This window comes from Lysobacter sp. HA18 (genome assembly GCF_054057595.1).
This window is the reverse complement of record NZ_JBSRZL010000001.1, coordinates 870,001-894,962: the sequence shown is the minus strand read 5'-3', so window position 1 is coordinate 894,962 and position 24,962 is coordinate 870,001. Positions and strand designations below refer to the sequence as shown.

At 66.2% G+C, this 24,962-nt stretch carries 24 protein-coding genes, 2 rRNA genes, 1 other RNA gene and 1 pseudogene (1 of these 28 running past the window's edge); 18 read left to right on the top strand and 10 right to left on the bottom strand.

Annotation, left to right across the window (positions count from 1 at the left end; genetic code table 11):
• Positions 1–2: 2 nt before the first annotated feature.
• Entirely contained in the window at positions 3–647 is a 645-nt protein-coding gene (locus ACVWWW_RS04440) for a hypothetical protein (RefSeq protein WP_036141724.1), read from the top strand.
• Between the two features lie 344 nt (positions 648–991).
• On the opposite strand, the gene msrA is transcribed toward ACVWWW_RS04440, so the two are convergent.
• Positions 992–1,651, bottom strand: coding sequence for a peptide-methionine (S)-S-oxide reductase MsrA (gene msrA / locus ACVWWW_RS04435; RefSeq protein ID WP_027082367.1), 660 nt, complete (start codon positions 1,649–1,651; stop codon positions 992–994).
• Between the two features lie 113 nt (positions 1,652–1,764).
• Complete coding sequence (locus ACVWWW_RS04430) at positions 1,765–2,028, bottom strand: putative signal transducing protein (protein WP_027082366.1); 264 nt, start codon at positions 2,026–2,028, stop codon at positions 1,765–1,767.
• Between the two features lie 72 nt (positions 2,029–2,100).
• On the opposite strand from ACVWWW_RS04430, the gene ACVWWW_RS04425 reads away from it, so the two are divergent.
• From ACVWWW_RS04425 to rlmM, 4 genes are read left to right on the top strand one after another with little or no spacing between them, the layout of a single operon-like run.
• Positions 2,101–3,846: a glutamine--tRNA ligase/YqeY domain fusion protein gene (locus ACVWWW_RS04425; RefSeq protein ID WP_027082365.1), complete on the top strand. Its 1,746-nt coding sequence runs from the start codon at positions 2,101–2,103 to the stop codon at positions 3,844–3,846.
• A 23-nt stretch (positions 3,847–3,869) separates the two neighbouring features.
• Positions 3,870–4,352, top strand: a complete 483-nt coding sequence (locus ACVWWW_RS04420; protein WP_051234908.1) for a hypothetical protein — start codon at positions 3,870–3,872, stop codon at positions 4,350–4,352.
• A gap of 5 nt (positions 4,353–4,357) precedes the next feature.
• Positions 4,358–4,933, top strand: a complete 576-nt coding sequence (locus tag ACVWWW_RS04415; RefSeq protein ID WP_027082364.1) for a nucleoside deaminase — start codon at positions 4,358–4,360, stop codon at positions 4,931–4,933.
• 7 nt (positions 4,934–4,940) lie between these two features.
• The gene (rlmM, locus tag ACVWWW_RS04410) at positions 4,941–6,047 is read left to right on the top strand and encodes a 23S rRNA (cytidine(2498)-2'-O)-methyltransferase RlmM (RefSeq protein WP_051234906.1); all 1,107 of its coding nucleotides are present in this window, start codon (positions 4,941–4,943) and stop codon (positions 6,045–6,047) included.
• A 156-nt stretch (positions 6,048–6,203) separates the two neighbouring features.
• Here rlmM and ACVWWW_RS04405 read toward each other — a convergent pair whose 3' ends face one another.
• Positions 6,204–6,446, bottom strand: coding sequence for a hypothetical protein (locus ACVWWW_RS04405; protein WP_196804336.1), 243 nt, complete (start codon positions 6,444–6,446; stop codon positions 6,204–6,206).
• 177 nt (positions 6,447–6,623) lie between these two features.
• Between ACVWWW_RS04405 and ACVWWW_RS04400 the strand changes: the two genes are divergently transcribed.
• A complete protein-coding gene (locus ACVWWW_RS04400) occupies positions 6,624–7,088 on the top strand; it encodes an EF-hand domain-containing protein (protein ID WP_196804335.1) in 465 nt (154 codons plus the stop codon).
• 48 nt (positions 7,089–7,136) lie between these two features.
• On the opposite strand, the gene ACVWWW_RS04395 is transcribed toward ACVWWW_RS04400, so the two are convergent.
• On the bottom strand, positions 7,137–8,309 hold the full coding sequence (locus ACVWWW_RS04395; RefSeq protein ID WP_027082362.1) for an FAD-dependent oxidoreductase: 1,173 nt from the start codon (positions 8,307–8,309) through the stop codon (positions 7,137–7,139).
• Complete coding sequence (ubiH, locus tag ACVWWW_RS04390) at positions 8,306–9,550, bottom strand: 2-octaprenyl-6-methoxyphenyl hydroxylase (protein ID WP_027082361.1); 1,245 nt, start codon at positions 9,548–9,550, stop codon at positions 8,306–8,308. The genes ACVWWW_RS04395 and ubiH overlap by 4 nt, the downstream gene beginning before the upstream one ends.
• Before the next feature lie 88 nt (positions 9,551–9,638).
• On the opposite strand from ubiH, the gene ACVWWW_RS04385 reads away from it, so the two are divergent.
• The 4 genes from ACVWWW_RS04385 to ACVWWW_RS04370 are packed head-to-tail and all read left to right on the top strand — an operon-like array spanning position 9,639 to position 12,189.
• Complete coding sequence (locus ACVWWW_RS04385) at positions 9,639–10,214, top strand: hypothetical protein (protein ID WP_027082360.1); 576 nt, start codon at positions 9,639–9,641, stop codon at positions 10,212–10,214.
• Positions 10,214–10,768 carry a cob(I)yrinic acid a,c-diamide adenosyltransferase gene (locus ACVWWW_RS04380; protein ID WP_027082359.1) on the top strand — a complete coding sequence of 185 codons (555 nt, stop codon included), beginning with the start codon at positions 10,214–10,216 and terminating at the stop codon, positions 10,766–10,768. Before ACVWWW_RS04385 ends, ACVWWW_RS04380 begins: the two co-directional genes overlap by 1 nt.
• A gap of 44 nt (positions 10,769–10,812) precedes the next feature.
• On the top strand, positions 10,813–11,199 hold the full coding sequence (locus ACVWWW_RS04375; protein WP_027082358.1) for a VOC family protein: 387 nt from the start codon (positions 10,813–10,815) through the stop codon (positions 11,197–11,199).
• A 42-nt stretch (positions 11,200–11,241) separates the two neighbouring features.
• Positions 11,242–12,189 carry a histone deacetylase family protein gene (locus ACVWWW_RS04370; RefSeq protein WP_027082357.1) on the top strand — a complete coding sequence of 316 codons (948 nt, stop codon included), beginning with the start codon at positions 11,242–11,244 and terminating at the stop codon, positions 12,187–12,189.
• A 3-nt stretch (positions 12,190–12,192) separates the two neighbouring features.
• Here the strand turns inward: ACVWWW_RS04370 and ACVWWW_RS04365 are convergent, their stop codons facing one another.
• The 3 genes from ACVWWW_RS04365 to ACVWWW_RS04355 are packed head-to-tail and all read right to left on the bottom strand — an operon-like array spanning position 12,193 to position 14,608.
• Complete coding sequence (locus ACVWWW_RS04365; protein ID WP_027082356.1) at positions 12,193–12,657, bottom strand: GNAT family N-acetyltransferase; 465 nt, start codon at positions 12,655–12,657, stop codon at positions 12,193–12,195.
• Positions 12,658–12,661: 4 nt separating this feature from the next.
• Positions 12,662–14,017, bottom strand: a complete 1,356-nt coding sequence (locus ACVWWW_RS04360; protein ID WP_036141720.1) for an aminopeptidase P N-terminal domain-containing protein — start codon at positions 14,015–14,017, stop codon at positions 12,662–12,664.
• A 42-nt stretch (positions 14,018–14,059) separates the two neighbouring features.
• Positions 14,060–14,608 (bottom strand): UPF0149 family protein, encoded by a 549-nt coding sequence (locus ACVWWW_RS04355; RefSeq protein WP_027082354.1) that lies wholly within the window; start codon positions 14,606–14,608, stop codon positions 14,060–14,062.
• 113 nt (positions 14,609–14,721) lie between these two features.
• On the opposite strand from ACVWWW_RS04355, the pseudogene ACVWWW_RS04350 reads away from it, so the two are divergent.
• The 8 genes and pseudogenes from ACVWWW_RS04350 to rpiA all read left to right on the top strand — a co-directional run.
• A pseudogene (locus ACVWWW_RS04350) lies at positions 14,722–16,959 on the top strand (ligand-binding sensor domain-containing protein); the annotation flags it as partial.
• Between the two features lie 277 nt (positions 16,960–17,236).
• Positions 17,237–19,222: a putative bifunctional diguanylate cyclase/phosphodiesterase gene (locus ACVWWW_RS04345; protein WP_456998640.1), complete on the top strand. Its 1,986-nt coding sequence runs from the start codon at positions 17,237–17,239 to the stop codon at positions 19,220–19,222.
• A 30-nt stretch (positions 19,223–19,252) separates the two neighbouring features.
• On the top strand, positions 19,253–19,477 hold the full coding sequence (locus ACVWWW_RS04340) for a TIGR02449 family protein (protein WP_051234900.1): 225 nt from the start codon (positions 19,253–19,255) through the stop codon (positions 19,475–19,477).
• Positions 19,478–19,482: 5 nt separating this feature from the next.
• Entirely contained in the window at positions 19,483–19,791 is a 309-nt protein-coding gene (locus tag ACVWWW_RS04335; RefSeq protein ID WP_036141718.1) for a cell division protein ZapA, read from the top strand.
• Between the two features lie 110 nt (positions 19,792–19,901).
• A non-coding RNA gene (ssrS, locus tag ACVWWW_RS04330) (6S RNA) lies at positions 19,902–20,087 on the top strand.
• Positions 20,088–20,129: 42 nt separating this feature from the next.
• Positions 20,130–20,720, top strand: coding sequence for a 5-formyltetrahydrofolate cyclo-ligase (locus ACVWWW_RS04325; RefSeq protein ID WP_027082351.1), 591 nt, complete (start codon positions 20,130–20,132; stop codon positions 20,718–20,720).
• Positions 20,717–21,187, top strand: a complete 471-nt coding sequence (locus ACVWWW_RS04320) for an EVE domain-containing protein (protein ID WP_027082350.1) — start codon at positions 20,717–20,719, stop codon at positions 21,185–21,187. The genes ACVWWW_RS04325 and ACVWWW_RS04320 overlap by 4 nt, the downstream gene beginning before the upstream one ends.
• A 4-nt stretch (positions 21,188–21,191) precedes the next feature.
• Positions 21,192–21,839 carry a ribose-5-phosphate isomerase RpiA gene (gene rpiA, locus ACVWWW_RS04315; protein ID WP_027082349.1) on the top strand — a complete coding sequence of 216 codons (648 nt, stop codon included), beginning with the start codon at positions 21,192–21,194 and terminating at the stop codon, positions 21,837–21,839.
• 344 nt (positions 21,840–22,183) lie between these two features.
• Here rpiA and rrf read toward each other — a convergent pair.
• Positions 22,184–22,299, bottom strand: a 5S ribosomal RNA gene (gene rrf / locus ACVWWW_RS04310).
• Positions 22,300–22,456: 157 nt separating this feature from the next.
• Positions 22,457–24,962 (bottom strand): 23S ribosomal RNA (locus ACVWWW_RS04305) (it continues 359 nt past the right edge of the window).

Sequence of the window (24,962 nt, the reverse complement as noted above, 5' to 3'; positions counted from 1 at the left end):
GCATGCGTCGCAGCCTCGCCATCGCACTTGCGGTCGTCGCAGTCGGCTGGTGGTTCTCGCCGATCGGACCGAGCCATCATCGTGCGCGCGCTGCGGAAGCGGTGGGCGCAGTCAGTTGCCCGATGCCGCCGAGCGTCACGGCATTCGGCGAGCCGCTGCAGAGTGAGGTTCACTCCGGTGTCGGCCCGTTCCGCTTGCGCGCGGCCACGCTGCAACCGCTCGCGGGTTTCAGCGTCGATGCGCGCGTGCTGTCTCGCGAGGATTATTCGATGGGTCGCGAGTCGGACCTGTCGCCTACCGATCTCGCGCTCGGCTGGGGACGGATGCGCGATGACTCCGTACTCAAAGGCTTGGACATCTCGCAGTCGGGGCGTTGGTACATGTATCGCTGGCGCGGCGATCCGCCGATTCCGGCCGACGAGATCGTGCGGTCGAGCGCGAACATGCACATGATTCCGGCGAATCTCGATGCGGCGTCTGCCTTAGCCGACGTGCATGCCGGGGATCGCGTACGTATCGACGGGTGGCTGGTCGAGGCGGATGCGCCTGATGGGTGGACGTGGCGGAGTTCGATGTCGCGGGATGACAGTGGGGATGGGGCGTGTGAGGTGATTTACGTTTGTTCGTTGCGGACGGTTTCGCGGTGACTGCGCGCCGGTCGACGTGTGACGTCGAAGATTGAGCAAAGGCTTTCGTTCGCTTCGCGACCGAGTCACTTTTCTTTGCGGGCGCAAAGAAAAGTGACCAAAAGAAAGCGCCTTCCCCGACGGATCTACAGCCTGCGATCGGGTTCGCCTGACGCGATCCGCACACTCGCCATCCTGGCTCGGGTGCGGACGGCGCGCGTCCTGCGCGCCGCCCTTCGGGTCTCACGATTGTTGTTGGCGGTTGTAGGGTTTGATGGACTGCAAAACGCAGTCGCGTTCGGATTCGCACGAACGGATGCGGGGAGCGACTACGCGTGTTGCATCACCGCTGCATTCGCATCTCGTCAGCCCGCCTCCACACCCGAACCAATCGGACAACTCACACCCGTCCCGCCCAGGCCGCAGTACCCGTTCGGAATCTTCGACAGGTATTGCTGGTGGTCGTCTTCCGCGTAGTAGAACTCGGGCGCGGGGTAGCGGATTTCGGTGGTGATGTCGGCCAGCCCGGCGTCGCGCAGTTTCGCGGCATAGGCGTCGCGGCTGGCGATGGCGGCGTCGTATTGGGCCTGCGTGGTGCAGTAGATGGCGGAGCGGTACTGCGTGCCGGTGTCGTTGCCCTGGCGCATGCCCTGCGTGGGGTCGTGGCCTTCCCAGAACGCCTTGAGCAGTGCGTCGAAGGTGACCTGCTTGGGGTCGTAGACGACGAGCACGGCTTCGGTGTGGCCGGTCTGGCCGCTGCAGACTTCGCGGTAGGTCGGGTTCGGCGTTTCGCCGCCCGCGTAGCCGACCGCCGTCGTATGCACGCCGGGGATCTTCCAGAACAGCCGCTCGGCGCCCCAGAAGCAGCCGAGGCCGAACTGCACCTGCTCGAAGCCGGCGAAGTCGCCTTGGATCGGGCGGCCGTGGACGTGGTGCGCGTTGTGCACCGGCATCGCGGTATCGCGGCCGGGCAGCGCTTCGCCGGCGCGTGGCAGGCGCTGCTTGTGCGCGCCGATTCCGAGCAGTTTCTCGAGCATGTGGACTCCTTCGACCGGCTCCGCCGGCAATGTGGACAGCGCAGCACCCGCGATGCGAATGCGGCGTCGATGGATACGTCGCGCGGGTGGCGACGGATGCGTCACATCGGCGCGAGGCCGGCGTCCCAGTCGGGCTCGGCGTCGACATCGGGCGGCGTTCCGAAATCGAGCGCACGCACCACGGCGTCGGCTTGCGGCCACGCCATCTCCGGCACGCAGACCTGCACGACGCCGTACAGCGGCAGTTCGCCCATGCCGCCCGTGAGCGCTTCGCCGCGGATGAACACCGGGATGCCCGCGTCCTCGAGCGCATGGCGCACGAGATGGGCGTCGATGAGGTTCGCTGCGTCGTAGACGGGCTTCATGCGGGTCTCCCGCCGGGCCGGAGCGGCCTGCTCCGTTAAACTGCGGGCTTCCCCACGTGGTTGCAAGCCCGCATGTCCGCATCGCCCGAGAACGCCGCGCCCGAAACCGGCGTCAAGAACGACTTCATCCGCCAGATCGTCCGCGAGGACCTCGCGGCCGGGAAGCACCAGGCGATCCGCACGCGGTTCCCGCCGGAGCCCAACGGCTACCTGCACATCGGGCATGCGAAGGCGATCTGCCTGGACTTCGGCGTCGCGGCCGAGTTCGGTGGCGTCTGCAATCTGCGCCTGGACGACACCAACCCGGCGAAGGAAGACTCCGAGTACGTGCGCGCCATCCAGGACGACGTGCGCTGGCTGGGCTTCGAGTGGCATTCGCTGCGCCACGCGTCCGACTACTTCGAGGTGTTCTACCTCGCCGCCGAGAAGCTGATCGCGCAGGGCGATGCCTATGTCGACGACCTCACCGCTGACGAAGTTCGTGCGTATCGCGGCTCGCTGACCGAGCCGGGCCGCCCGTCGCCGTTCCGCGATCGCAGCGTCGACGAGAACCTCGACCTGTTCCGCCGCATGCGCGCGGGCGAATTCGCCGACGGCGCACGCACGCTGCGCGCGAAGATCGACATGTCCAGCGGCAACATCAACCTGCGCGACCCCGCGCTGTACCGCATCAAGCACGTCGAGCACCAGAACACCGGCAACGCGTGGTGCATCTATCCGATGTACGACTTCGCGCATTCGCTCAGCGACTCGATCGAAGGCATCACGCATTCGCTGTGCACGCTGGAGTTCGAGGACCACCGCCCGCTGTACGACTGGTGCGTCGACAAGGTCGACCTCGTCAATTACGCCGAACTGCTGAAGCCGCTGCTCGACAAGGGCTTCCCGCGCGAAGCCGCCAAGCCGCGGCAGATCGAGTTCTCGCGCCTGAACTTCAACTACCTCGTGATGAGCAAGCGCAAGCTGCTCGCGATGGTGAACGACGGCTTGGTCGACGGCTGGGACGATCCGCGCATGCCGACGCTGCAGGGCATCCGTCGTCGTGGCTATACGCCGGGCGCGCTGAAGCTGATGGTCGATCGCGTCGGCATCTCGAAGCAGAACTCTCTGCTCGACATCTCGATCCTCGAAGGAGCGTTGCGCGATGACCTCGACGCCGCGGCGCAGCGCCGCATGGGCGTGGTCGATCCGCTGAAGCTGGTGTTGACGAATCTGCCCGACGGCCACGAGGAATCGCTGACGTTCTCCAATCATCCGAAGGACGAATCCGCCGGCGAGCGGCGCGTGCCGTTCTCGAACGTGCTGTGGATCGAGCGCGAGGATTTCGAGGAAGTCCCGCCGAAGGGTTTCAAGCGCCTCACCGTCGGCGGCGACGTGCGCCTGCGTGGCGCCGGCATCGTGCGCTGCGACGAGGTGGTCAAGGATGCGGACGGCCGCGTCGTCGAAGTCCGTTGCACGCTCGATCCCGAATCGCGCCCCGGCATGGAAGGTGCGAACCGCAAGGTGAAGGGCACGATCCACTGGGTCAGTGCGAAGCACGCGGTCGAAGCGGAGATCCGCCTGTACGACCGCCTGTTCACCGTGCCGGACCCGGACGTCGACGAAGACGGGAAGACCTATCGCGACTATCTGAATCCGGAATCGCGTCGCGTGGTGACGGGCTATGTCGAGCCGTCCGCCGCGCAGGCTGCGCCGGAGACGAGCTTCCAGTTCGAGCGCATGGGTTATTTCGTTGCCGACCGCTATGACCATCGAGCCGATCGCCCGGTGTTCAACCGCAGCGTCACGCTGCGTGACACGTGGTCGGGCAAGGCTTGAGCATTCCCCACCGGAGCATCGCCATGCGCCTGTCGACGTTCGTTCCGATCCTGTGCGCGCTCTTGCTCGCCGCAGGTTGCGCACGTCCGCAAACGGCGAGCGGTGCCCCGGAGGCGATGACGTCGAACGATGCATCGCTTGCATCGCACGATGCGCCACCCGCGCAGTCGACACCCGCAAGCGCGGCGCAGAACACGGCGCCGGCACATCACCCAATCAAGAGCACGGGCCTGCCGCCCCAACGCGTCGAGATGCACGGCGCGCCGAAGCTGGTGACGAGCTGCGCGAGCAATTCGGATTGCACGGTCAAGAACGTCGGCAGTTGCTGCGGTGCGATGCCGGCCTGCGTCAACAAGAACTCGCCGGTCGATCCGGCGGCGGTACAGGCCGACTGCGCGCGACAGGGCATGTCGTCGACCTGCGGCTTCAAGGACATCCAGAGCTGCAGCTGCGTCGCCGGCACGTGCCGCGATTCGGGCAGCAGCTCCACACCGGTGGCTCAATGACGATGATGCTGTACGCACAGGTGCACCTCACGCTTCCCGCGTGGGTGCATGACGCGGTGGATACCGCACGCGCTTACGAAGGGGACGACGCGAAGGTCGCACTGGCGATCGAACTCTCGCGTCGCAATGTCGATGCACGCAGCGGCGGGCCGTTCGGTGCCGCTGTGTTCGGCCCGGACGATCGCGTCATCGCGGTTGGCGTGAATCGCGTGCTGCCGCATACGTGTTCGGTCGCGCATGCGGAAACGATGGCCTACATGCTGGCGCAGCAGCGCACGCAGCGGCCGCGACTCAACGAGAACGGCACCGGCCAGCGCGTCGGCCCAATCACGCTCGCGACATCCGCGCAGCCGTGCTGCCAGTGCTACGGCGCGACGGTCTGGGCAGGCATCGATCGGCTTCTGATCGGCGCGCGCAGCGAAGACGTGGAAGCGTTGACGGAATTCGACGAAGGCCCGCTGCCGGCGGACTGGGTCGGTGAACTCGAACGCCGCGGCATCGCGGTGCTGCGCGACGTGCAGCGCGACGCCGCCTGCGACGTGCTCCGCCACTATTCGTCGTCCGGCGGCGCGCGCTACTGACGCCGCCATGGCCGCCTCCAACACGACCGCTATTGCGCAGCCCGCACTGCTCGGCTACTGCCGCGCAGGCTTCGAGCCGGAACTTGCAGCGGAGCTCAGCGAACGCGCCGGCATGCTCGGCTTCGCGGGTTATGCGCGCACCGAGCGCGGCGCCGGCTTCGTCCGTTTCGTCTGCGAGGATGCCGAAGCGCTGTCGGAAGCATTGCCGCTGCGCGACCTGATCTTCGCGCGACAGAAGCTCGTCGCGTTCGCCGAATTGCCGACGCTGGGTGCGCGACCGGGCGTCAAACCCGATCGCGTCGGCGCGATCATCGATGCGATGGCCGCGACACTCGGCACGCCGGAGCTTCACTTCGGCGAAGTGCATGTTGAACATCCCGACAGCGACGAAGGCAAGCCGCTGGCCGCACTCGCGCGCGCCCTCGGCAATGCGCTGCGCCCCGCGCTGCGCGAAGCCGGCTGGCTCACCCACATCGATTCGCCCGATCGTCCGCACCTGCACGTGCTGCTCCAGTCGGGCGACCACGCGCATCTCGCGGTGACCGCGCCGAAGGATCGCAGCAGCTTTCCGATGGGCATCCCCCGCCTGCGCATGAATCCGCAGGCGCCAAGCCGCTCCGCACTCAAGCTCGAAGAAGCGCTTCTGACGTTGCTCGATGCGGAAGAACGCGAAGCGTGGTTGCGCGACAACATGCACGCAGCCGATCTGGGCGCCGCGCCAGGCGGCTGGAGCTGGGTGCTGATGCGCAGCGGCGTCCGCGTGGTCAGTGTCGACAACGGCCCGCTAGCGCAGCACCTTCTCGACAGCGGTTACGTTGAACACGTGCGCGCGGATGGTTTCGTCTGGCAACCGCGACGCACGCTCGACTGGATGGTCTGCGACATGGTCGAGCAGCCGCGACGCGTCGCCGAACGCATGGCCACGTGGCTGCGCGAAGGCTGGTGCCGCCGCACGATTTTCAACCTCAAGCTGCCGATGAAGAAGCGCTGGGACGAGACGCGGCAGTGCCTCGAACTGTTCGAACGCGAGGTCGGTCGACCGGTCGAATGGCGCGCCAAGCAGCTTTATCACGACCGCGAAGAGATCACGGTATTCGCGCGTCTACACAGCTGACACAACCCTGTCCGGCCGCTGAGGAAGCGACAGCAACGCGCTGGTAAAATGACGTCGAGTTGATCAACGCACGTCTAGCGTCGTCGTGATCCCACCGCGTAGGGCACGACCATGAGCACTCTCCGCAGCAGCACCCTTACTCTCGCGCTTGCGGCGTCACTTGGACTCGCCGGTCCGGCGATGGCCCAGCGTGTAGACCACGCGGCCGCCACTGTGCAGGCCGATGCCGCCACACAGCGCGCCAACGACGCCGCAAAGACTGCACGCGCTGCGTCCGACAACGCCAAGGTAGCCGCCAAGACCGCCGCACAGACCGGCGATGCAGCATCGGCGCAGGCAGCGCATCAGGCATCGGTAGCAGCCGAACATGCAAAGAATGACGCCGTGCAGGCTGCGCATGATGCAACCGGTATGGCCAGCGGCGCGGGGTCCAGCGTTGCGCCGATCGACACTGCGGCTGAAGCGACCGTTGCCGCCCGTGCGAGCGAACAAGCGAGCGCGCGGGCCGACGTGAACAGCCAAGCGGCTACTGACGCCGCCACGCCACCCGCACCGGTGACTACGACGACGCCGTCGATGCCTTCGCCGATGGCATCCGGCACCGCGACGGTCGCAACGTCCGCACCGGGCGCGGTCGCCGACATGCATTCGCCGACGCGCTTCAGCATCGACACGGCAGTGCTCGACGCGAACCACGACGGCTACCTGAGCCGCGAGGAAGCCGCGGGCAACCTCACGCTCAACACCGACTTCGCGACCATCGACACCAATGCCGACGGGCGCATCGGTACCGACGAGCTCCGCACGTGGATCAGCGCGGGCGGCCTGGCGAAGAACTCGCTTCCGGTACACGACATGCTGTCGGGCGTGGGCTCCGCGTCGGCGTTCCAGATGCTCGACGTCAATGGCGACGGCCGCATCAGCAGCAAGGAAGCGGGCGCGCAGGCCAGCCTGAAGTCGCGCTTCCGCACGCTCGACACCAACCACGACGGCATCCTGTCGCAGTCGGAATACGACGCAGCGGGCGCACGCAAGCCATAACGGTTTTCGTTCGATCGAACGACGCCCCGCTTCGGCGGGGCGTTTTCGTTAGAGGCCCGCAGCCTCGCGCCACAGCGCGTGCTGCAGCGGTGGGATGCGACCCGCGATGCCCAGCAACGAGCCTCGCAACATCGTTGGCACCGGGGCATCGTTCGAGAACACGCGATTGATCGCTTCAAAGGCGTACGCGGCGCGCGCGCTCGCGCTGCGTCGTTCGCGTGCCCATCGTGCGAGCCGCGACGTCGCAGGATCCGCATCACGGCCGGTGCGCGGCAATGCCGCACGCAGCGCCGCGATATCGCGCAGCCCGAGGTTCACGCCCTGCCCCGCCAGCGGATGCACGACATGTGCGGCGTCGCCGACCAGCAGCAGGCGACCTTCCCGATAGCGTTCGGCGAGCTGGCGTCGCAGCGGGAAGACGGCGCGCGGCGATGCGGGACGAACACTCCCGAGACGCGCGCCGGATGCATCGGTCAGCGCGACGGCAAGTGCATCGTCGTCGAGATCACGTAATCGCTTCGCCTCATCGATTGGCGCGGACCACACGATCGACGCGCGATGTTCGGCGACCGGCAGGAATGCGAGCGGGCCGGTCGGCAGGAAGCGCTGGTAGCAGGTCGCATGCAGCGGCAACTCGGTTTCGACGTAGGCGACGAGCCCGCCCTGCGCGTAGTCATGCAGCGGCGCGTCGATGTTTGCCAAGGCACGCAGGGATGATGCCGCGCCGTCGGCAGCGACGACCAGCTTCGCCTGCAGGCGACGGCCGTCCTCGAGCCGGAGCGTCGCGCGCGCATCGTCCTGTTCGAAGCCGGCGACCGACGCCGGCACGTGCAACGCCACGTCCTCGCGCTGCAGCGCATTCCACAGGCGGTCGACGAGCAACGCGTGTTCGACGATCCAGCCGAGCTCGCGACGTGCGAAACGGTCGGCATCGAAACGCAGTGCGCCGCCACCCGCGGCGTCCCATACATCCATGCCGCGATACGGATAGGCGCGTGCGGCGCGGATCGACGATCCGACGTCGAGCGTGTCGAACAGCGCCATGCCGTCCGGTGCGAGCGCGTAGACGCGCAGATCGGATTCGTCGTTCCGCCACGGTGGCGGCTCACGCGCTTCCAGCAGCGCGACGCTCCAGCCGTCGCGCGCGAACGCGAGCGCTGCGGCCGCGCCGACCACGCCACCGCCCACGACTGCGATGTCGACCACGTCGCGACGGCTCATGCGCTGCGTCGTCCGTCGTTGCCACGGCACAGCGCTGGCACGTCGCCGCGGTACCCCATTGCGCCGCCGACCAGCCAGGCCTGCAGCCACGACGGATGATCGAGCGACAGCAATGCGAGCGAACGCAGCGGTCGCACGAACACGCCGCGTGCGGTGCCGATGCGCAGCAGCCGGTCGGAAAAAGCGAGCGTGCGACGGCGATCCTCGACGCGACGCTCGGCGTAGCGATGAAGAAGCGCGTCGTTGCCGATCGCGTCGCGGCCGTCGCGCAATGCAGCGCCGACTTCCTCCGCCAGCGTGAGCGCGTCGCGCAGGCCGAGGTTGAAACCTTGGGCACCGAGAGGATGGATCGTCTGCGCGGCATTGCCGATCAAGACCGCGCGCTGTGCGACGGTAGCGTTCGCGATCACGCGATGCGCCGCGTAACGACTACGCGCACCGCAGCCGAGCAGCCGTCCATGGCGCCAGCCCAGGCGCTCCTGCAGGCGGGCGATGAACGCGTCGTCGTCGAGCGCTTCGACAGCGTCCGCGTCGTCATGCGCGACGCCGTGCACGAGCCCGTAATGGCGATCGGCACGCGGCAGCAATGCAGTCGGCCCGTCGTCAGTCAGTCGTTCGTACGCGGTGCCATCCGGCGCGCGCTCGGTACGCAGGCGCGCGACGAACAGGGCATGGCCGTAATCCGTTTCCCTCGTGCCGATGCCCAGCGCCTCGCGCATCGCGCTCGCGGTGCCGTCCGAACCGACGACCAGCGGCGCAGCGAGTTCGACCGCGCCATCCGAACCCTGCAACGTAATGCGACGCATCGCGCCGTCGAGCGACGTCGCCACCAGTCGCGCAGGGCGATAACGCGTGAGTCCGCGCACCGTCTCCAATCGCGCTTCCAACGCATGTCCGAAATCGCGTGCGACCACCACCTGCCCGAACGCGGTGCGTCCGTAGCGTTCGGCGTCGAGTCGCGCCTGTCCGAAATCGCCCTGTCGGCTGACCACGATCCGGCGGATCGGGCCGCCGGCCGCGCGCAGCCTCGGCATGACACCGAGCGCGTCCAGCGCGTTGACGGTCGCCTCGGCAAACGACAGCGAGCGCTCGTCGAACACCGCGGGCATTTCGCCGGCCGGCGTCGCGTCGACCAGCGCGACATCGAGGCCCAGAGGCTCGAGCGCGAGGGCGAGGCTCGCGCCGACCAGGCCGCCTCCGACGATGACGAGGTCGTGCGTGCGCAAGGCGGCGTCGTTCATGCGGCCATGATACGGCCTGCCCGCGCGGGGTCCGTTAGAATGCGGGGCTCGCCGGCTCCGCGCCGGCCCCGTTTTCCCGGAGCGACCGATGACTGCCACCGCCCAGCGCACCCTGATCCTCACGCTGCTCGCCGCGCTGATGGCGGCCACGCGCATCAATCATTTCGCGCCGATCCCGGACGCGTCGTGGGCCGTGTTCTTCATCGGCGGCTTCTACCTGTCGACGTGGACGCGCTGGGCGTTCCCGGCGCTGATGGCGCTGGCCGTCGTCGTCGACTACGCGGTGATCACCCGCAGCGGCCAGAGCTTCTGGCAGGCGTACTGCGTGTCCGCCGCGTACTGGTGCTTGGCGCCGGCATACTTTGCGATGTGGGCGGGCGGCATGTGGCTGCGCCGTCGCAATGTCGCGACCGACGTGCGTTCGCTTGGCCTGCTCGCGGTGTCGGTGGTTGCGTCGTCGATCGTCTGCCAGCTGATCGCGCAGGGCAGCTTCTACTGGGTGTCCGCTTCGGTGTCGTCGCCGTCGTTCGCCGGCTGGTGGCAGAACTACGTGCAGTACCTGTTCCCGTACATGCAGACGGCCGCGATGTACGTCGCCGGCGCGGCGGTGGTGCACGTCGTCGCGACCTCGCTGTCGCGTGACCGCGCGCTCGCCGCGGGCTGATGGGCAACCGCCTTTCGAAGATCTACACGCGCACCGGCGACGACGGCACCACCGGCCTCGGCGACGGTTCGCGCACGGGCAAGGATTCGCCGCGCGTCGATGCGTATGGCACGGTGGACGAGGCGAATTCCTGCATCGGCCTGGTGCTTGCTACGCAACTGCCCGACGACGTCGCGCAACTGCTGACGTCGATCCAGCACCAGATGTTCGACCTCGGCGGCGAGCTGTGCATTCCCGGCCACGCCGCAATTTTCGATGCCGACATCGACCGCCTCGAACGCGAGCTCGACCGCTTCAACGACCCGCTGCCGCCGCTGAAGGATTTCATCCTGCCCGGCGGTGGCGAGGCCGCGGCGCGTTGCCATATCGCGCGTACCGTCGTTCGACGTGCCGAGCGCGAATGCGTGGCGCTGGCCCGCGTGGAAACCGTGCGGCCGGAAGCGGTGCGCTACCTCAATCGCCTGTCCGACCTGCTGTTCGTGCTCGCGCGCGTTCTCGCGCGTGCGAGCGGCCACGGCGAAGTGCTGTGGAATCACGAGCGTCGCCACGGCTGAGCGTTGCTGCATCGACTCCGCGTCTTCCTCAGAGGAACGCCGCCATGGCAGGACCCGCACGCGCCGGATTGGTCGTCTACGCCAAGGATCTCGAACGCGTCGCGTCGTTCTACGAACGGCTGCTCGGGATGACGCGGCTGCATGCGCGCGATGAGATCGTCGTGCTCGATACGCCCGACCTGCAACTGCTGGTGCATCGTATCCCCGACGAATACGCAGCGGACATCGTCATCACCTCGCCGCCCGAGCGTCGCGCTGACACGGCGCTCAAGTTCTTCTTCACGGTCGCCAGCCTCGAAGCCGCCGCATGCACGGCGGCTGACCTGGGCGGCGCGCTGTTCGACGAACGCTGGAGCGGCCCGGGCTTCGTTGCCTGCAATGCGATGGACCCGGAAGGCAACGTGTTCCAGCTTCGCGAAGCCGTGGGCTGAACGGCCCGCGACGCGCGCGAACGTTCGAGCGAGAATCCGCCGATGGCCGACACCCTCCCGCTTCTGCTGCTCACCCACCCCGCCTGCGCCGCGCACGTGCCGCCACCAGGCCACGCCGAGCGTCCCGAGCGGCTCGCGGCCGTCGTCGACGCGATCCGCGACACCTATCCCGACCTGCCCTGGGCGGAGGCACCGCTCGCCACGCGCGAGCAGCTCGCTCGCGTGCACGACGACTCGCTGATTGCGCAGGTGCTCGATAACGCCGTCGCGGAAGGCACGGTCCAGCTCGATCCCGACACCTTCCTCTCGCCGGGCGCTGCCGAGGCCGCGCTGCGCGCCGCGGGTGCGGGCGTCGCCGCGGTCGATGCGGTGATGAGCGGACAGGCACGTCGCGTGTTCTGCGCAGTGCGACCGCCCGGCCACCACGCCACGCGCGACACCGCGATGGGCTTCTGCTTCTTCGATTCGATCGCGGTTGCCGCCGCACACGCGCTCGATGTGTACGGGCTCGAGCGCGTAGCGATCGTCGATTTCGACGTGCACCACGGCAACGGCACACAGGCGATCTTCGAGAACGATCCGCGCGTCGTGTTCTGCAGCTCGCACCAGCTCCCGCTGTATCCGGAAACCGGGCATGCGCATGAGCGCGGCATCGGCAACATATTCAACGCACCGCTGCCGCCGGGTACGAGCAGCGAAGGCTTTCGTCGCGCGTGGAGTGAAACGCTGCTGCCGGCAGTCGATGCGTTCGCGCCGCAGCTGCTGCTGATCTCGGCCGGTTTCGACGCGCATCAGCGCGATCCGCTCGCACAGCTCGAACTCGAAGCGGTCGACTACCTGTGGATCACCGGCCAGCTGCGCGAGATTTCGCGTCGCCACTGCGACGGCCGCATCGTGTCGATGCTCGAAGGCGGTTACGACCTGCAGGCGCTCGCCGAATCGGCCGCCGCGCATGCAGGCGCGCTGGTCGCCGATGGCGCGAGCTGGTGACGCTCAGTCCAGCGGCTTGACGTACTTCAGCCACTCCGGCGCATAGCCGACGCGCTCGTACAGCCGGCGCGCTCCGTCGTTCTCCGGGAGCACATAGAGCTGGATCAGCGCGAAGCCCTGCGCCTTCGCCCAGTCTTCCGCCGTCGCCATCAATGCACGACCGATGCCGCGACCTTCCGCTTGAGGCGCGACGACGACGTCGGACACATGCGCTATGTCCGACTGCGTGTAGTAGTCGCGAATGCGGCGCACGTGGATGAATGCGCCGATCGCGCCATCGAGTTCGGCGACGAAGAATGCGCTGCGCCCGTCGGTTTCTTGCAGAGCTTCGGTAACGGCGGCAATGTCAGCTTTGCGCACCTGTTCGGTATCGCGACCGGCCGGCGTTCCGGTTGCCGCAAGTCGCGGAACCAGCGCGAGGATCGCGTTGTGATCGTGTTCCGTCGCGGCGCGGATCGCGAAATCCATGCGATCAGGCGAGCTTGCGTGCGTCGGCCATGAAGGCTTCGATTTCATCGGCTGAGCGTGCAAGCGCATCGGTCAGCACGCGCGGTGCGGCCTTCGTCACCAGCACGTCGTCTTCGATGCGGATGCCGATGCCACGCCATTTCGCATCGACCGTCGCGTCGTCCGCATCAACGTAGAGACCGGGCTCGATGGTGAACACCATGCCCGGCTCCAGAACGCGCGATTGCCCGTCGACGCGGTAGTCGCCGACGTCGTGCACGTCGAGGCCCAGCCAGTGGCCGGTCTTGTGGCGATAGAAGCGCTTGTAGCTGCCGTCAGCGATCACTTTCTCGAGCTTGCCTTTGAGCAGCCCGAGTCGCAGCAGGCCCTCCGCAAGCGTCGCGACCGCCGCTTCGTGAATCGCATCCCAGGGCGCTCCCGGCATTGCTTTCGCTAACGCGGCGGACTGCGCGTCCCGCACGAGGTCATGCAATGCACGCTGAGGCGGCGTAAAGCGGCCGCTGACGGGGAACGTACGCGTGATGTCCGCGGCATAACCGTCGACTTCCGCGCCCGCATCGATCAGCACGAGGTCGCCGTCGCGCGCACCCCCACGATTCGCGTTGTAGTGCAGCACGCAGGCATTCGCGCCGGCGCCGACGATGCTGTTGTACGCGGGCACTGCCGCATGGCGACGAAAAACGTATTCGACTTCCGCCTGCAGTTCGTATTCGGTGATGCCGGGCCGCGCGGCGCGCATCGCGGCCTGGTGCGCGGCGACGCTGACATCGGCGGCCTTCTGCATCAGCTTCAATTCGCCGGCGTCCTTGAACAGGCGCAGCTCGTCGAGCAGATGGCCGAGTTCGAGGAACTCGTGCGGCGGCTGCGCGCCGCTGCGCACCTGCGCGCGCACGCGGTTGAGCCAGCCGATGAGCTTGAGATCGAACTCGGCGTCGCGACCGAAGTGGTAGTACACGCGCGACCGGCCTTCGAGCAGGCCCGGCAGGATGTCGTCGAGATCGGTGACCGGATACGCGTCGTCGAGGCCGAATGCGTCGACCGCACCATCCGGACCAAAACGCGGGCCGTCCCAGCCTTCGCGCTCGGGATCGCGCTCGCGGCAGAACAGGATCGCCTCGCCGTGCTTGCGGCCCGGAATCAGCGCGAGCACCGCGTCAGGCTCGGGAAAGCCCGTGAGGTACAGCAGGTCGGAGTCCTGCCGGTACGGGAAATGGGTGTCGCGGCTGCGCACGCGTTCCGCGGCAGCGGGCACGATCACGATCGCGTCGTCGCCCGCCATGCGCATCAGCTGGCGACGGCGGCGGGCGAACGGGGACGCGGGCGTTCGCGTCGTCGTACGGGGAGTGGACGGTTTGGCCATCGCGCCGATGGTAGGTCCAGCGCGGCGCGAATGGCTACGCGATCAGTTCAGGCGCTGGCGGTGTTCGCGGGCGAGCACGCAGTCGCCATGCAGCAGCAGCGCGGCGACACGGACGAACTCCTCGATCTCGACCAGCGCTTCCTCGTCCTCTTCGTCGCCCTCGTCCTGCGGCTGCGCAGCGGCGAGCTTGGCGAGGTCGGCGAGCGCTTCGCTGCTTTCGTCGGACAGCGGCGCTTTCGCGCCCGAAGCCAGCCCGAACGCGCTGACGAAGCCGCGGCACCAGTCGAATACCGCACCGCTGCGCTCGATCAGCGGCGCGTCGGAGTCGGGCAGCAGCAGTTCGAACTCGAAGCTGCGATCGGCCAGCTGCGCGGCGGTCGCTTCGCGGAGTCGATCCAGCGGCGAACCCGCGCCGGGCGCCGGCAGCTGCGGGTCGGCGAAGACGGGCGCGAGCCAGGCGCGGTCGTTCTGGCCGCCACCGGCGAGCCAGCCGCAGAGCGCACCATGAAGTTCAAAAGGCGACGTCGCGAGCCCGTAGCGAACGGATTCGGCATCGATGTCGGCAACGGACGGCAGTTCGGATTCGGACACGGGCGAACGAAAGCGCGACGGGGTTCGCGAGTGTAACAACCCCGACCCGTTTGCCGGTTGAGGCTGCGCGCTGGCGACGCCTACATTGGCTCATCCTCCCGGTCGCGAGTGCCGTGCGCACGCCTGTCACCGTTCGGCTCCGGGCTTTCCTCGCTCCGCTGCTCATCGCTGCGCTGCTGGGTGTGCCGCAGGGGCCGGCCGTCGCGGCGACGCGCGAGTTCTACTTCGAACCGATCGGCAGCGACCGCGGCCTGACCCAGAACTCCGTCGGCGCGATCGCGCAGGACCCGCTGGGCTTCGTCTGGGTCGGCACGCAGGGCGGCCTGCATCGATACGACGGCGAGCGCTATCGCGTTTACCGCCACGACCCGCGCGACCCCAAGAGCCTGCCCGACAGCTTCGTCACCGCGCTCGCGGTCGACGAGTCGCCCGCGCTGTGGGTCGGCACGTTCTCGCAGTACGTGGCGCGGCTCGACCTGCGCACCGGGGAGATCCGCCGCTACCTCGGCGTGGTGCCCGATCGTCGCGACGACCGCCAGGTGCTCGCGCTGCAGCCCGATCGCGATGCGCTGTGGATCGGAACGGTCAGCGGTCTGGATCGGCTCGACACCAAGACCGGGACGCGTCGACGCGTGCTGGACCTGCCGCCTCGCAAGCCGAGCGGCGTCCCCAACCAGCGACTCGTGCGCGACCGCGCCGGGCATCTCTGGTACGCGACCGGCGCCGGGCTGTTCCGCATCGACGGCACGCAGGTCATCTCGGTGGCCGGCGCGCAGCCCGCCTATGCCGCGCAGGAAGGCCACGACGGGCGCATCTGGGTCGGCGGCGACAACGGCCTCGACCTCGTCACCCCGGCCGGCCGCACTCACGTCTGGCCCGCCGACAACCAGCCCGCGCAGATCCGCGCCATGGTGCAGACGCCGGATGGTCGTCTCTGGTTGTCGGTCTACCCGCACGGCCTGCGCCGTTTCGACCCCGCCGCCGGCGAGGCGCTCGCGCTCAACGAGGATCGCTCCGTCGCCGGCACGCTTCCGGAGAACAGCGTCAACACGATGCTGGTCGATCGCAGCGGGCTGCTCTGGCTGGGCGGGCAGTTCCGCGGTGCGGCGGTGGGCGATCCGCGCGGCGCCGAGTTCGCGTTCATTACCGACACTACCCCGCGGAACGACGTCAACGCCGCGGCCGACGACAGCGTGCGCTCGGTGATCGGCACGCCTGGCGCGCTCTGGTACAGCACCGACGGCGACCGCCTGGTCCGCTACGACTTCGCCACACGCACGCCGCAGGACATCACCGACCGCCTGCCCGGCGGGCCGACGCGCGTCGCCGCGTTCCTTCGCCAGCCCGACGGCCATCTGCTGCTCGCAGCCGCGAATGGGCTGATGGATCTCGATCCCGCGACCCGGGGCATCCATCGCATCGCTCTGCCGAACGGCGTGCAGTTGGTCGCACGCTCGATCTATCGCGGTGCCGACGGCGTGATCTGGATCGGAACGTCGGGCGACGGCGCGTATCGCTACGACCCCGCGCGCGCAACGGTCGACCACCTCGCACCCGGCGCGCAGCTCTCGCATCCGAACGTGCATGCCCTGCTGGTCGACCACGCAAGCCGCGTGTGGTTCGGCACCGGCGACGGCCTCGACGTGCGCGCAACCGACGGCACAATCCGTCACTACCGCCACGACCCCGATCGCGAGGATTCGCTGCCGAGCAACGTCGTGCGCGCGTTGTACGAGGACGCCGCGGGGCGCATCTGGGTCGGCACGCATGCGGGCCTCAGCCAGGCGGTGCCGGATACCGCGAACGGACTGCTCTTCCGTCGCCCGCTCGACACCGCCCTGCCCGACCGCCGCACCGTCACCATCTTCTCGTTGCGCGAAGCGCCGGCCGGCACGCTGTGGGCGGGCACCGACGCCGGCCTGCTGCGCTTCCGTCCCGACCGCGGCGACGCGCGACTATTCGGGCTCGGCGAAGGCCTTCAGGACCTCGAGTTCAACGGCGGCGCGTCCGGCACGCTCGCCGACGGCCGCCTCGCGTTCGGCGGTGTGCGCGGCATCAACCTCGTCGACCCGCGCCGTCCCGATGCTCCAACCTACGCCGCGCCGCTGCGCCTGCTGTCCGTACGCGTCGGCAATCGCGAAAGCGCGGAAGGCGCGCTATGGCCGCCGACGTCGCTGCACATCGGCGCGGGCGAGGACATCGTGCGCCTCCGCATCGGCGCGCTCGACTTCGCACCATCGACGCGTCCGCGCTACCGCTATCGCATGGACGGTTTCGACGCCGACTGGATCGACAACGGCACGCAGCGCGAGATCACCTATACGCATCTGCCGCCGGGGCACTACACGTTCCGCGCGCAGGGCCACCGACCGCAACGGACGCTGGTCGCCGGGGGAGCTCACGCTGCCGCTCGACGTCGCACGTCCGCTGTGGCGGCACCCGCTGGTCATCGCGTTGGCGTCGTTCCTGCTGCTCGCACCGCTGGTGTTCGCGGCGTGGCAGTGGGTGCAGCGTCGTCGCCGCGAAAGCGTGCACCTCGCCGATCTCCGCGAACGCGAGGAGCGCCTCAAGCTCGCGTTGTGGGCGTCGGGCGAACAGTTCTGGGATTACGACCTCGAACGCGAACTGATGCATCGCACGCAGGCGCGCGTGGGCGACGTCGGCGAAGCGGACATCGGGGTCGACACCATCGAGGAACAGGCGCATCGCATCCATCCCGACGATGCCGAACGCGTGCTCGGCCAGTTGCGTCGACACCTGCGCGGCGAGTTGCCGGTGTTCCAATCGCAGCACCGCGTGATCGGCGAGAACGGCGAATGGGTCTGGGTGCGTGCACGCGGCCGCGTGGTTGAGCGCGACGATACGGGACGCGCGCTGCGCATCGCCGGCACTGCGCGCGACATCACCTCCACACGCCGCGCCGAACGCGATCGCCGCGTCGCCAGCGAAGTGTTGCGCAGCATGGCGGAAGCCGTCGCGGTGTTCGACGACGAGTTCAATTTCATCTCGGTCAATCCGGCGTTCACCCGCATGACGGGCTACACCGAAGCGGAACTCGCGGGACAGAAAACCAGCCTCATCGACAGCCGCCAGCACGACGAAATCGTCTACCGGCAGATGCGCGATGAATTGCAGCGCGAAGGTCGGTGGTCGGGCGAGCTGTGGCAGCGTCGCAAGGACGGCAGCGAGTTCCTGTGCTGGCTGCAGGCGAGCGTGGTGCTCGACAACGCGGGCCAGCGCGGTCACTGGGTTGCAGTGTTGTCCGACATCACCGACCAGAAGCGCGCCGAGCAGGAACTGCGCTACCTCGCGAACTACGACACGTTGACCGGCCTGCCGAATCGCGCGTTGCTGCTCGAACGCCTGTCGCGTGCGATCGCACGCGCCAAGCGCCAGGAGACGCGCATCGCCGTGCTATTCCTCGATCTCGACCGCTTCAAGGACATCAACGATTCGCTCGGCCACGCGGCGGGCGACGCGATTCTTCGAGCCACCGCGGGCCGGCTGCGTCATGCGCTTGGTGGCCGGCATGTGGTCGCGCGACTCGGCGGCGACGAGTTCACCGTGGTGATGGAACACGTCGAGGACGCCGAGGAAGCCGAGACGGTCGCGCGGCAACTGCTCGCCGCATTCGAAGCACCTCTCGACGCCGGCGACCTGCGCGACGTCATCATCTCGCCGTCGATCGGCGTCGCGCTGTACCCGGACGATTCGGACACGCCGTCAGATCTTCTGAAACACGCCGACACCGCGATGTACCAGGCGAAGGCGCTCGGCCGCCGCACCTACATGCGCTACAGCGGCGCAATGGACATGGACATTCGGCGCCGTGCCACGTTGTCCGCGGCGCTGCGCAAGGTGATCGATCGCGAGGAGCTGCATCTCGTCTACCAGCCACGGCTGTCGCTGTCGCAACAGCGCATCGTCGGCGTAGAAGCGCTGCTGCGCTGGAATTCGTCGGAATTCGGCGCGGTGTCGCCGGCGCAATTCATCCCGCTCGCTGAGGAATCGGGCCTGATCCTCGAGATCGGCGAATGGGCGCTGCGCAATGCGTGCGAACAGTTGCAGGCATGGCGCGCGGATGGCCTCGACATCGCAATGGCGGTCAATGTCTCCGCATTGCAGTTGCGCCGCGGGCACCTTGCCGGCGTGATCGAACGCCTGCTTGCCGACACCGGCCTGCCGCCGGACCGCCTGGAACTCGAGCTCACCGAGAGCGTGATCATGGCGGAGGAAACGTGGTCGGCCCTGCAGGCGATTCGCGACCTTGGCGTGCACATGTCGATCGACGACTTCGGTACCGGCTACTCGTCGTTCGCCTACCTCAAGCGCCTGCCGATCAATGCGCTCAAGATCGACCGCGAGTTCATCGGCGATCTCACCCGCGACCCGGACGACGAAGCCATCACCAGCGCAGTCATCGCGATGGGCCATTCGCTGGGCCTTAACGTCGTCGCGGAGGGTGTCGAGACGGACGGCCAGCTCGAATTCCTGCGCCGCCACGGCTGCGACGAGATCCAGGGCTACTGGCTCGCGCGTCCGCTGCTGCCCGACGACTGCGAGCGCTTCATGCGCGAATGGCGCTGGGAAGACGGCGTGCCGCCCGCGCCTTGATTCGGGCGGTCGCGCTGCTATCGTGGCGGCATGGATGACAGGCCCCAGACGCTCGAGCTGATCCACCGGCTGGCCCGGCGCATCGACGAACTCGGCGATCGTCTTCGTCGACTGCAGGACGAGAATCGCAGTCTGCGGCACCAGCAGAACGAACTCGTCGCAGAACGCGCGTCGCTGCTCGCGAAGAACGAACAGGCACGCGTACGCGTCGAAGCGATGATCGCGCGCCTGCGTTCGCTCGAGCAGCACACGTGAGCGACATGAGCACGAACTCGACGACAGAGCCGGTCAACATCCGTGTGCTCGATCGTGAGTACACGGTCGGCTGCACGCCCGAGCAGCGTGAAGGCCTGCTCGCAGCCGCGAAACTGCTCGACAAGCAGATGCGCGAGGTGCGTGGCAGCAACAAGATGGCGGCGGTCGACCGTATTGCAGTACTCGCCGCATTGAACATCGCGCACGAGTTGCTGCAGGTGAAGCAGGACACGCACAGCGAGCGCGATATCGCGCATTCCCTCGGCATGCTGAACCGTCGCCTCGACGACCTGCTCGATCTTCCGGCCGGTTGAGCGACGGTCATTCCGCGCTGCGCCCGCGTTTCACGACGCGACTGAATTACACCCGAGTCGGTACGACGAATGACCGGTTGCACACGACATCGGGCGGTATACTTCTCGCACGTCCTCTGCTGTGTGCGACGGCGTGTGCAAACATTCGCCTTGGCCCTTAAAAACGACACCGGGAACGTGACCGTCATCCGGAGTGCATGCCCGCCCGCGAGCGGGAAGCCCGAAGGTGACCGAGCGTTCCCACTTGAACCCAGGGTTCAAGGTCGTTTCGCACGCATCGGCATGGTGGAGGACACTCTTTTCCGTTCGTCGCGTCGCGCCCTCCTGGGCGCCGCGCGATGACCGTCGCCACCGACGACCTGCGTCGTCTCCGGCGCGACATTCGCTCGCGCCGCGCGGCACTTTCTCCCGCTCATCGCATCGCCGCGGCGCAGCAGGTTGCTGCGCGATTGCGCGCTCTGCCTGCTCATCCGTCGTCGGGTTACGTTGCGGGCTACTGGGCGGTCGACGGCGAAATGCCATTGCATGTGTGGCAGCTCGGTCTGCCGGCCGACTGCGTCTATTGCCTGCCCGTGCTCGGCGAAGACGCGCGGCTGCGTTTCGCGCCGTGGCGTAGTGGCGACGCTTTGGTGTCGAACCGTTTCGGCATCCCGGAGCCCGACGTCGCGCCGTCGTCGCTGCTCGAACCTGCCGACCTTGCACTGATCGCGATGCCGCTGGTCGCGTTCGACACCGCATGCAACCGCCTCGGCATGGGCGGCGGCTGGTACGACCGCAGCCTCGCGGGCCTGCGCGAACGCGCGACGCGGCCTCTGCTGGTCGGCATCGCCTACGAACTCCAGCGCGTCGACGCGCTCACACCCACCGAGTGGGATGTCCCGCTCGATGCCGTCTGCACTGAATCCGACACCTACATGGCGAACGAATGACGACCCGCCGCCGACACTGGCTCATGAAGTCCGAGCCCGACGCTTTTTCGATCGACGATCTTCAGCGTGTTGGCACCGAGCCGTGGACGGGCGTGCGCAATTACCAGGCACGCAACTTCATGCGCAACGGCATGCGCGTTGGCGATGGCGTGCTGTTCTATCACTCGAATTGCAGCCCCCCGGGCATCGTCGGAGTCGCGACGGTCGCGACGAACGCCTATCCCGACCCGACGCAATTCGAGCGCAAGTCGCACTACTTCGATCCGAAGGCCACGCAGGAAGAACCCCGCTGGTTCAACGTCGACGTGAGCTTCGAGCGCAAGCTCTCGCGAATCATTCCGCTCGACGAGATTCGCTCGCACGCCGAAGAACTCGGCGAGGAATTCGAGTTGATCCGTCGCGGCAGCCGCCTGTCCGTCCTGCCGGTCTCCGCCGCGCAGTGGAAACTTCTTCTTTCCCTCGAGTAAGCCCGTGACCGAAGCGAAACGCCTGGCCGCCGAAAAGGCGATGGACTACGTCGAGGACGGCATGATCGTCGGCGTCGGCACCGGCTCGACCGTCGCCTATTTCATCGACGCGCTGGGTCGTGAGCCCGACCGCATCCGTGGCGCAGTTTCGAGCTCCGACCAAAGCACCCAACGCCTGCGATCCCACGGCATCGAAGTGCTGGATCTCAATGCGACTGGCCCGCTCGCGCTCTATGTCGACGGCGCGGACGAATGCGACCCGTCCAAGCGCTTGATCAAGGGTGGCGGCGCAGCGCTGACGCGCGAAAAGATCATCGCCCAGGCGAGCGACCGCTTCGTCTGCATCGTCGACCCGAGTAAGCAGGTCGACGTGCTCGGGCGTTTCCCGTTGCCCGTCGAAGTCATCCCAATGGCACGCAGCCTCGTGGCACGCGCGATCGTCGCGATCACCGGCGGCCAGCCCGTCTGGCGCGACGGCGTCACGACCGACAACGGCAATTGGATCCTGGACGTGCACGGCCTTCGCATCTGTGACCCAGTCGCAATGGAGACGGCGCTGAATCAAACGCCGGGTGTGGTCAGCGTCGGGCTGTTCGCGCGACGGGCGGCGGACATCGTCATCATCGGCGGCGAGACGCCGCGCGTCCTCTGATCTGACACGCTCAGCTCGACCTTGCCCGGCCAGGCTGCTGCACCTGTCCCGGCCTGATGCTGGTTGAAATAGCGCGCCGTTTTAACGCCACTGCATAGTAAATGCTTAGCAAATCGAATATCCGCTAGGCGCCTAGGCGCAATGCGCGACCGGACGCTTGACGTTTGCTCCTTCGTTAGGGCGTCGCAGAGTCATGGACTTTTGGCGCGGTCGTGCATTACCTAGCCCTGACACTCGACATTACTTCTGCCCAACTAGCCGCGGACATTTAGCCGCAAACATTTCCGCCCGCGCAAAGACAAACCCCCGCCTGTTTTCACAGGCGGGGGTTTGCGGGATAAAGACCCTGGCGATGACCTACTCTCGCATGGGCAAATGCCACACTACCATCGGCGCGGGTGCGTTTCACTTCCGAGTTCGGGATGGGATCGGGTGGTTCCACACCGCTATGGTCACCAGGGAGAGGGTGGAGGGTCGCCTTTCGGCGCCACGCTCTCGACGGTTACCGGACAGACCTTGCGGTCTGAGCGGAATAAGTTGGATGTAGCGAGCAGTGAATGTCGTGACGTGTCACGAGGGTAAGGTGCTTTGGTTAACCCAAAGCGTCTTGAGGTTATATGGTCAAGCCGCACGGATCATTAGTACAGGTTAGCTCAACGCATTGCTGCGCTTACACACCCTGCCTATCAACGTCGTAGTCTTCAACGTTCCTTTAGGGGAGTCAAGCTCCCGGGAGATCTCATCTTGAGGCGCGCTTCCCGCTTAGATGCTTTCAGCGGTTATCGCTTCCGAACATAGCTACCCGGCAGTGCCACTGGCGTGACAACCGGAACACCAGAGGTTCGTCCACTCCGGTCCTCTCGTACTAGGAGCAGCCCCTCTCAAATCTCCAACGCCCACGACAGATAGGGACCGAACTGTCTCACGACGTTCTGAACCCAGCTCGCGTACCACTTTAAATGGCGAACAGCCATACCCTTGGGACCGACTACAGCCCCAGGATGTGATGAGCCGACATCGAGGTGCCAAACACCGCCGTCGATATGAACTCTTGGGCGGTATCAGCCTGTTATCCCCGGAGTACCTTTTATCCGTTGAGCGATGGCCCTTCCATACAGAACCACCGGATCACTAAGACCTACTTTCGTACCTGCTTGATCCGTCGATCTTGCAGTCAAGCACGCTTATGCCTTTGCACACAGTGCGCGATGTCCGACCGCGCTGAGCGTACCTTCGTGCTCCTCCGTTACTCTTTGGGAGGAGACCGCCCCAGTCAAACTACCCACCATACACGGTCCCCGCGCCGGATAACGGCGCCAGGTTAGAACGTCAAGCACATCAGGGTGGTATTTCAAGGATGGCTCCACCGAAGCTAGCGCCTCGGTTTCATAGCCTCCCACCTATCCTACACAGACGAACTCAACGTTCAGTGTAAAGCTATAGTAAAGGTTCACGGGGTCTTTCCGTCTTGCCGCGGGAACGCTGCATCTTCACAGCGATTTCAATTTCACTGAGTCTCGGGTGGAGACAGCGCCGCTGTCGTTACGCCATTCGTGCAGGTCGGAACTTACCCGACAAGGAATTTCGCTACCTTAGGACCGTTATAGTTACGGCCGCCGTTTACTGGGGCTTCGATCAAGAGCTTCGCCTTGCGGCTAACCCCATCACTTAACCTTCCAGCACCGGGCAGGCGTCACACCCTATACGTCCACTTTCGTGTTTGCAGAGTGCTGTGTTTTTGATAAACAGTCGCAGCGGCCTGGTCACTGCGGCCCTTCTCAGCTATTAACCAAAAAGGGCGCACCTTCTCCCGAAGTTACGGTGCTATTTTGCCTAGTTCCTTCACCCGAGTTCTCTCAAGCGCCTTAGAATTCTCATCCTGCCCACCTGTGTCGGTTTACGGTACGGTCTGCGTAAGCTGAAGCTTAGGAGCTTTTCCTGGAAGCGTGATATCGGCAGCTTCGCCCTAATGGGCTCGTCCTTAGTCTCAACGTTGCTCCCCCGGATTTGCCAAAGGGAACCGCCTCAACTCTCTCACCCGGACAACCAACGCCGGGCCTGCCTAACCTTCTCCGTCCCTCCATCGCACTTACGCGAGGTGCTGGAATATTAACCAGCTTCCCATCGACTACGCTTTTCAGCCTCGCCTTAGGGGCCGACTCACCCTGCGCCGATTGACGTTGCGCAAGGAAACCTTGGGCTTTCGGCGTGCGGGGTTTTCACCCGCATTATCGTTACTCATGTCAGCATTCGCACTTCCGATACCTCCAGCAACCTTCTCAAGTCACCTTCAACGGCTTACGGAACGCTCCTCTACCGCGCATACAGAAGTATGCACCCCAAGCTTCGGTTCATCGCTTAGCCCCGTTAAATCTTCCGCGCAGACCGACTCGACCAGTGAGCTATTACGCTTTCTTTAAAGGGTGGCTGCTTCTAAGCCAACCTCCTGGCTGTCTGTGCCTTTCCACATCGTTTTCCACTTAGCGATGAATTTGGGACCTTAGCTGTGGGTCTGGGTTGTTTCCCTTTTCACGACGGACGTTAGCACCCGCCGTGTGTCTCCCATACAGTCCGTCTCGGTATTCGGAGTTTGCAATGGTTTGGTAAGTCGCAATGACCCCCTAGCCATAACAGTGCTCTACCCCCGAGAGGATACATATGAGGCGCTACCTAAATAGCTTTCGAGGAGAACCAGCTATCTCCGGGTTCGATTAGCTTTTCACTCCTAATCACACCTCATCCCCTACCTTTGCAACGGGAGTGGGTTCGGGCCTCCAGTCGGTGTTACCCGACCTTCACCCTGGGCATGACTAGATCACCCGGTTTCGGGTCTACTGCCCGCGACTATGCGCCCTTATCAGACTCGGTTTCCCTTCGCCTCCCCTATACGGTTAAGCTCGCCACGAACAGTAAGTCGCTGACCCATTATACAAAAGGTACGCCGTCACCCTTGCGGGCTCCGACTGCTTGTACGCACACGGTTTCAGGATCTATTTCACTCCCTTCACCAGGGTTCTTTTCGCCTTTCCCTCACGGTACTGGTTCACTATCGGTCGGTCAGTAGTATTTAGCCTTGGAGGATGGTCCCCCCATGTTCAGACAGGGTTTCACGTGCCCCGCCTT

Coding starts and splice junctions, on each gene's coding strand:
- ACVWWW_RS04440 (WP_036141724.1), top strand. CDS start 3: ATGCGTCGCAGCCTCGCCATCGCACTTGCGGTCGTCGCAGTCGGCTGG.
- ACVWWW_RS04430 (WP_027082366.1), bottom strand. CDS start 2,028: ATGAAGCCCGTCTACGACGCAGCGAACCTCATCGACGCCCATCTCGTG.
- ACVWWW_RS04425 (WP_027082365.1), top strand. CDS start 2,101: ATGTCCGCATCGCCCGAGAACGCCGCGCCCGAAACCGGCGTCAAGAAC.
- ACVWWW_RS04420 (WP_051234908.1), top strand. CDS start 3,870: ATGCGCCTGTCGACGTTCGTTCCGATCCTGTGCGCGCTCTTGCTCGCC.
- ACVWWW_RS04415 (WP_027082364.1), top strand. CDS start 4,358: ATGCTGTACGCACAGGTGCACCTCACGCTTCCCGCGTGGGTGCATGAC.
- rlmM (WP_051234906.1), top strand. CDS start 4,941: ATGGCCGCCTCCAACACGACCGCTATTGCGCAGCCCGCACTGCTCGGC.
- ACVWWW_RS04405 (WP_196804336.1), bottom strand. CDS start 6,446: ATGCGCAGCCTGCACGGCGTCATTCTTTGCATGTTCGGCTGCTACCGA.
- ACVWWW_RS04400 (WP_196804335.1), top strand. CDS start 6,624: ATGCCTTCGCCGATGGCATCCGGCACCGCGACGGTCGCAACGTCCGCA.
- ACVWWW_RS04395 (WP_027082362.1), bottom strand. CDS start 8,309: ATGAGCCGTCGCGACGTGGTCGACATCGCAGTCGTGGGCGGTGGCGTG.
- ubiH (WP_027082361.1), bottom strand. CDS start 9,550: ATGAACGACGCCGCCTTGCGCACGCACGACCTCGTCATCGTCGGAGGC.
- ACVWWW_RS04385 (WP_027082360.1), top strand. CDS start 9,639: ATGACTGCCACCGCCCAGCGCACCCTGATCCTCACGCTGCTCGCCGCG.
- ACVWWW_RS04380 (WP_027082359.1), top strand. CDS start 10,214: ATGGGCAACCGCCTTTCGAAGATCTACACGCGCACCGGCGACGACGGC.
- ACVWWW_RS04375 (WP_027082358.1), top strand. CDS start 10,813: ATGGCAGGACCCGCACGCGCCGGATTGGTCGTCTACGCCAAGGATCTC.
- ACVWWW_RS04370 (WP_027082357.1), top strand. CDS start 11,242: ATGGCCGACACCCTCCCGCTTCTGCTGCTCACCCACCCCGCCTGCGCC.
- ACVWWW_RS04365 (WP_027082356.1), bottom strand. CDS start 12,657: ATGGATTTCGCGATCCGCGCCGCGACGGAACACGATCACAACGCGATC.
- ACVWWW_RS04360 (WP_036141720.1), bottom strand. CDS start 14,017: ATGGCCAAACCGTCCACTCCCCGTACGACGACGCGAACGCCCGCGTCC.
- ACVWWW_RS04345 (WP_456998640.1), top strand. CDS start 17,237: ATGCATCGCACGCAGGCGCGCGTGGGCGACGTCGGCGAAGCGGACATC.
- ACVWWW_RS04340 (WP_051234900.1), top strand. CDS start 19,253: ATGGATGACAGGCCCCAGACGCTCGAGCTGATCCACCGGCTGGCCCGG.
- ACVWWW_RS04335 (WP_036141718.1), top strand. CDS start 19,483: ATGAGCACGAACTCGACGACAGAGCCGGTCAACATCCGTGTGCTCGAT.
- ACVWWW_RS04325 (WP_027082351.1), top strand. CDS start 20,130: ATGACCGTCGCCACCGACGACCTGCGTCGTCTCCGGCGCGACATTCGC.
- ACVWWW_RS04320 (WP_027082350.1), top strand. CDS start 20,717: ATGACGACCCGCCGCCGACACTGGCTCATGAAGTCCGAGCCCGACGCT.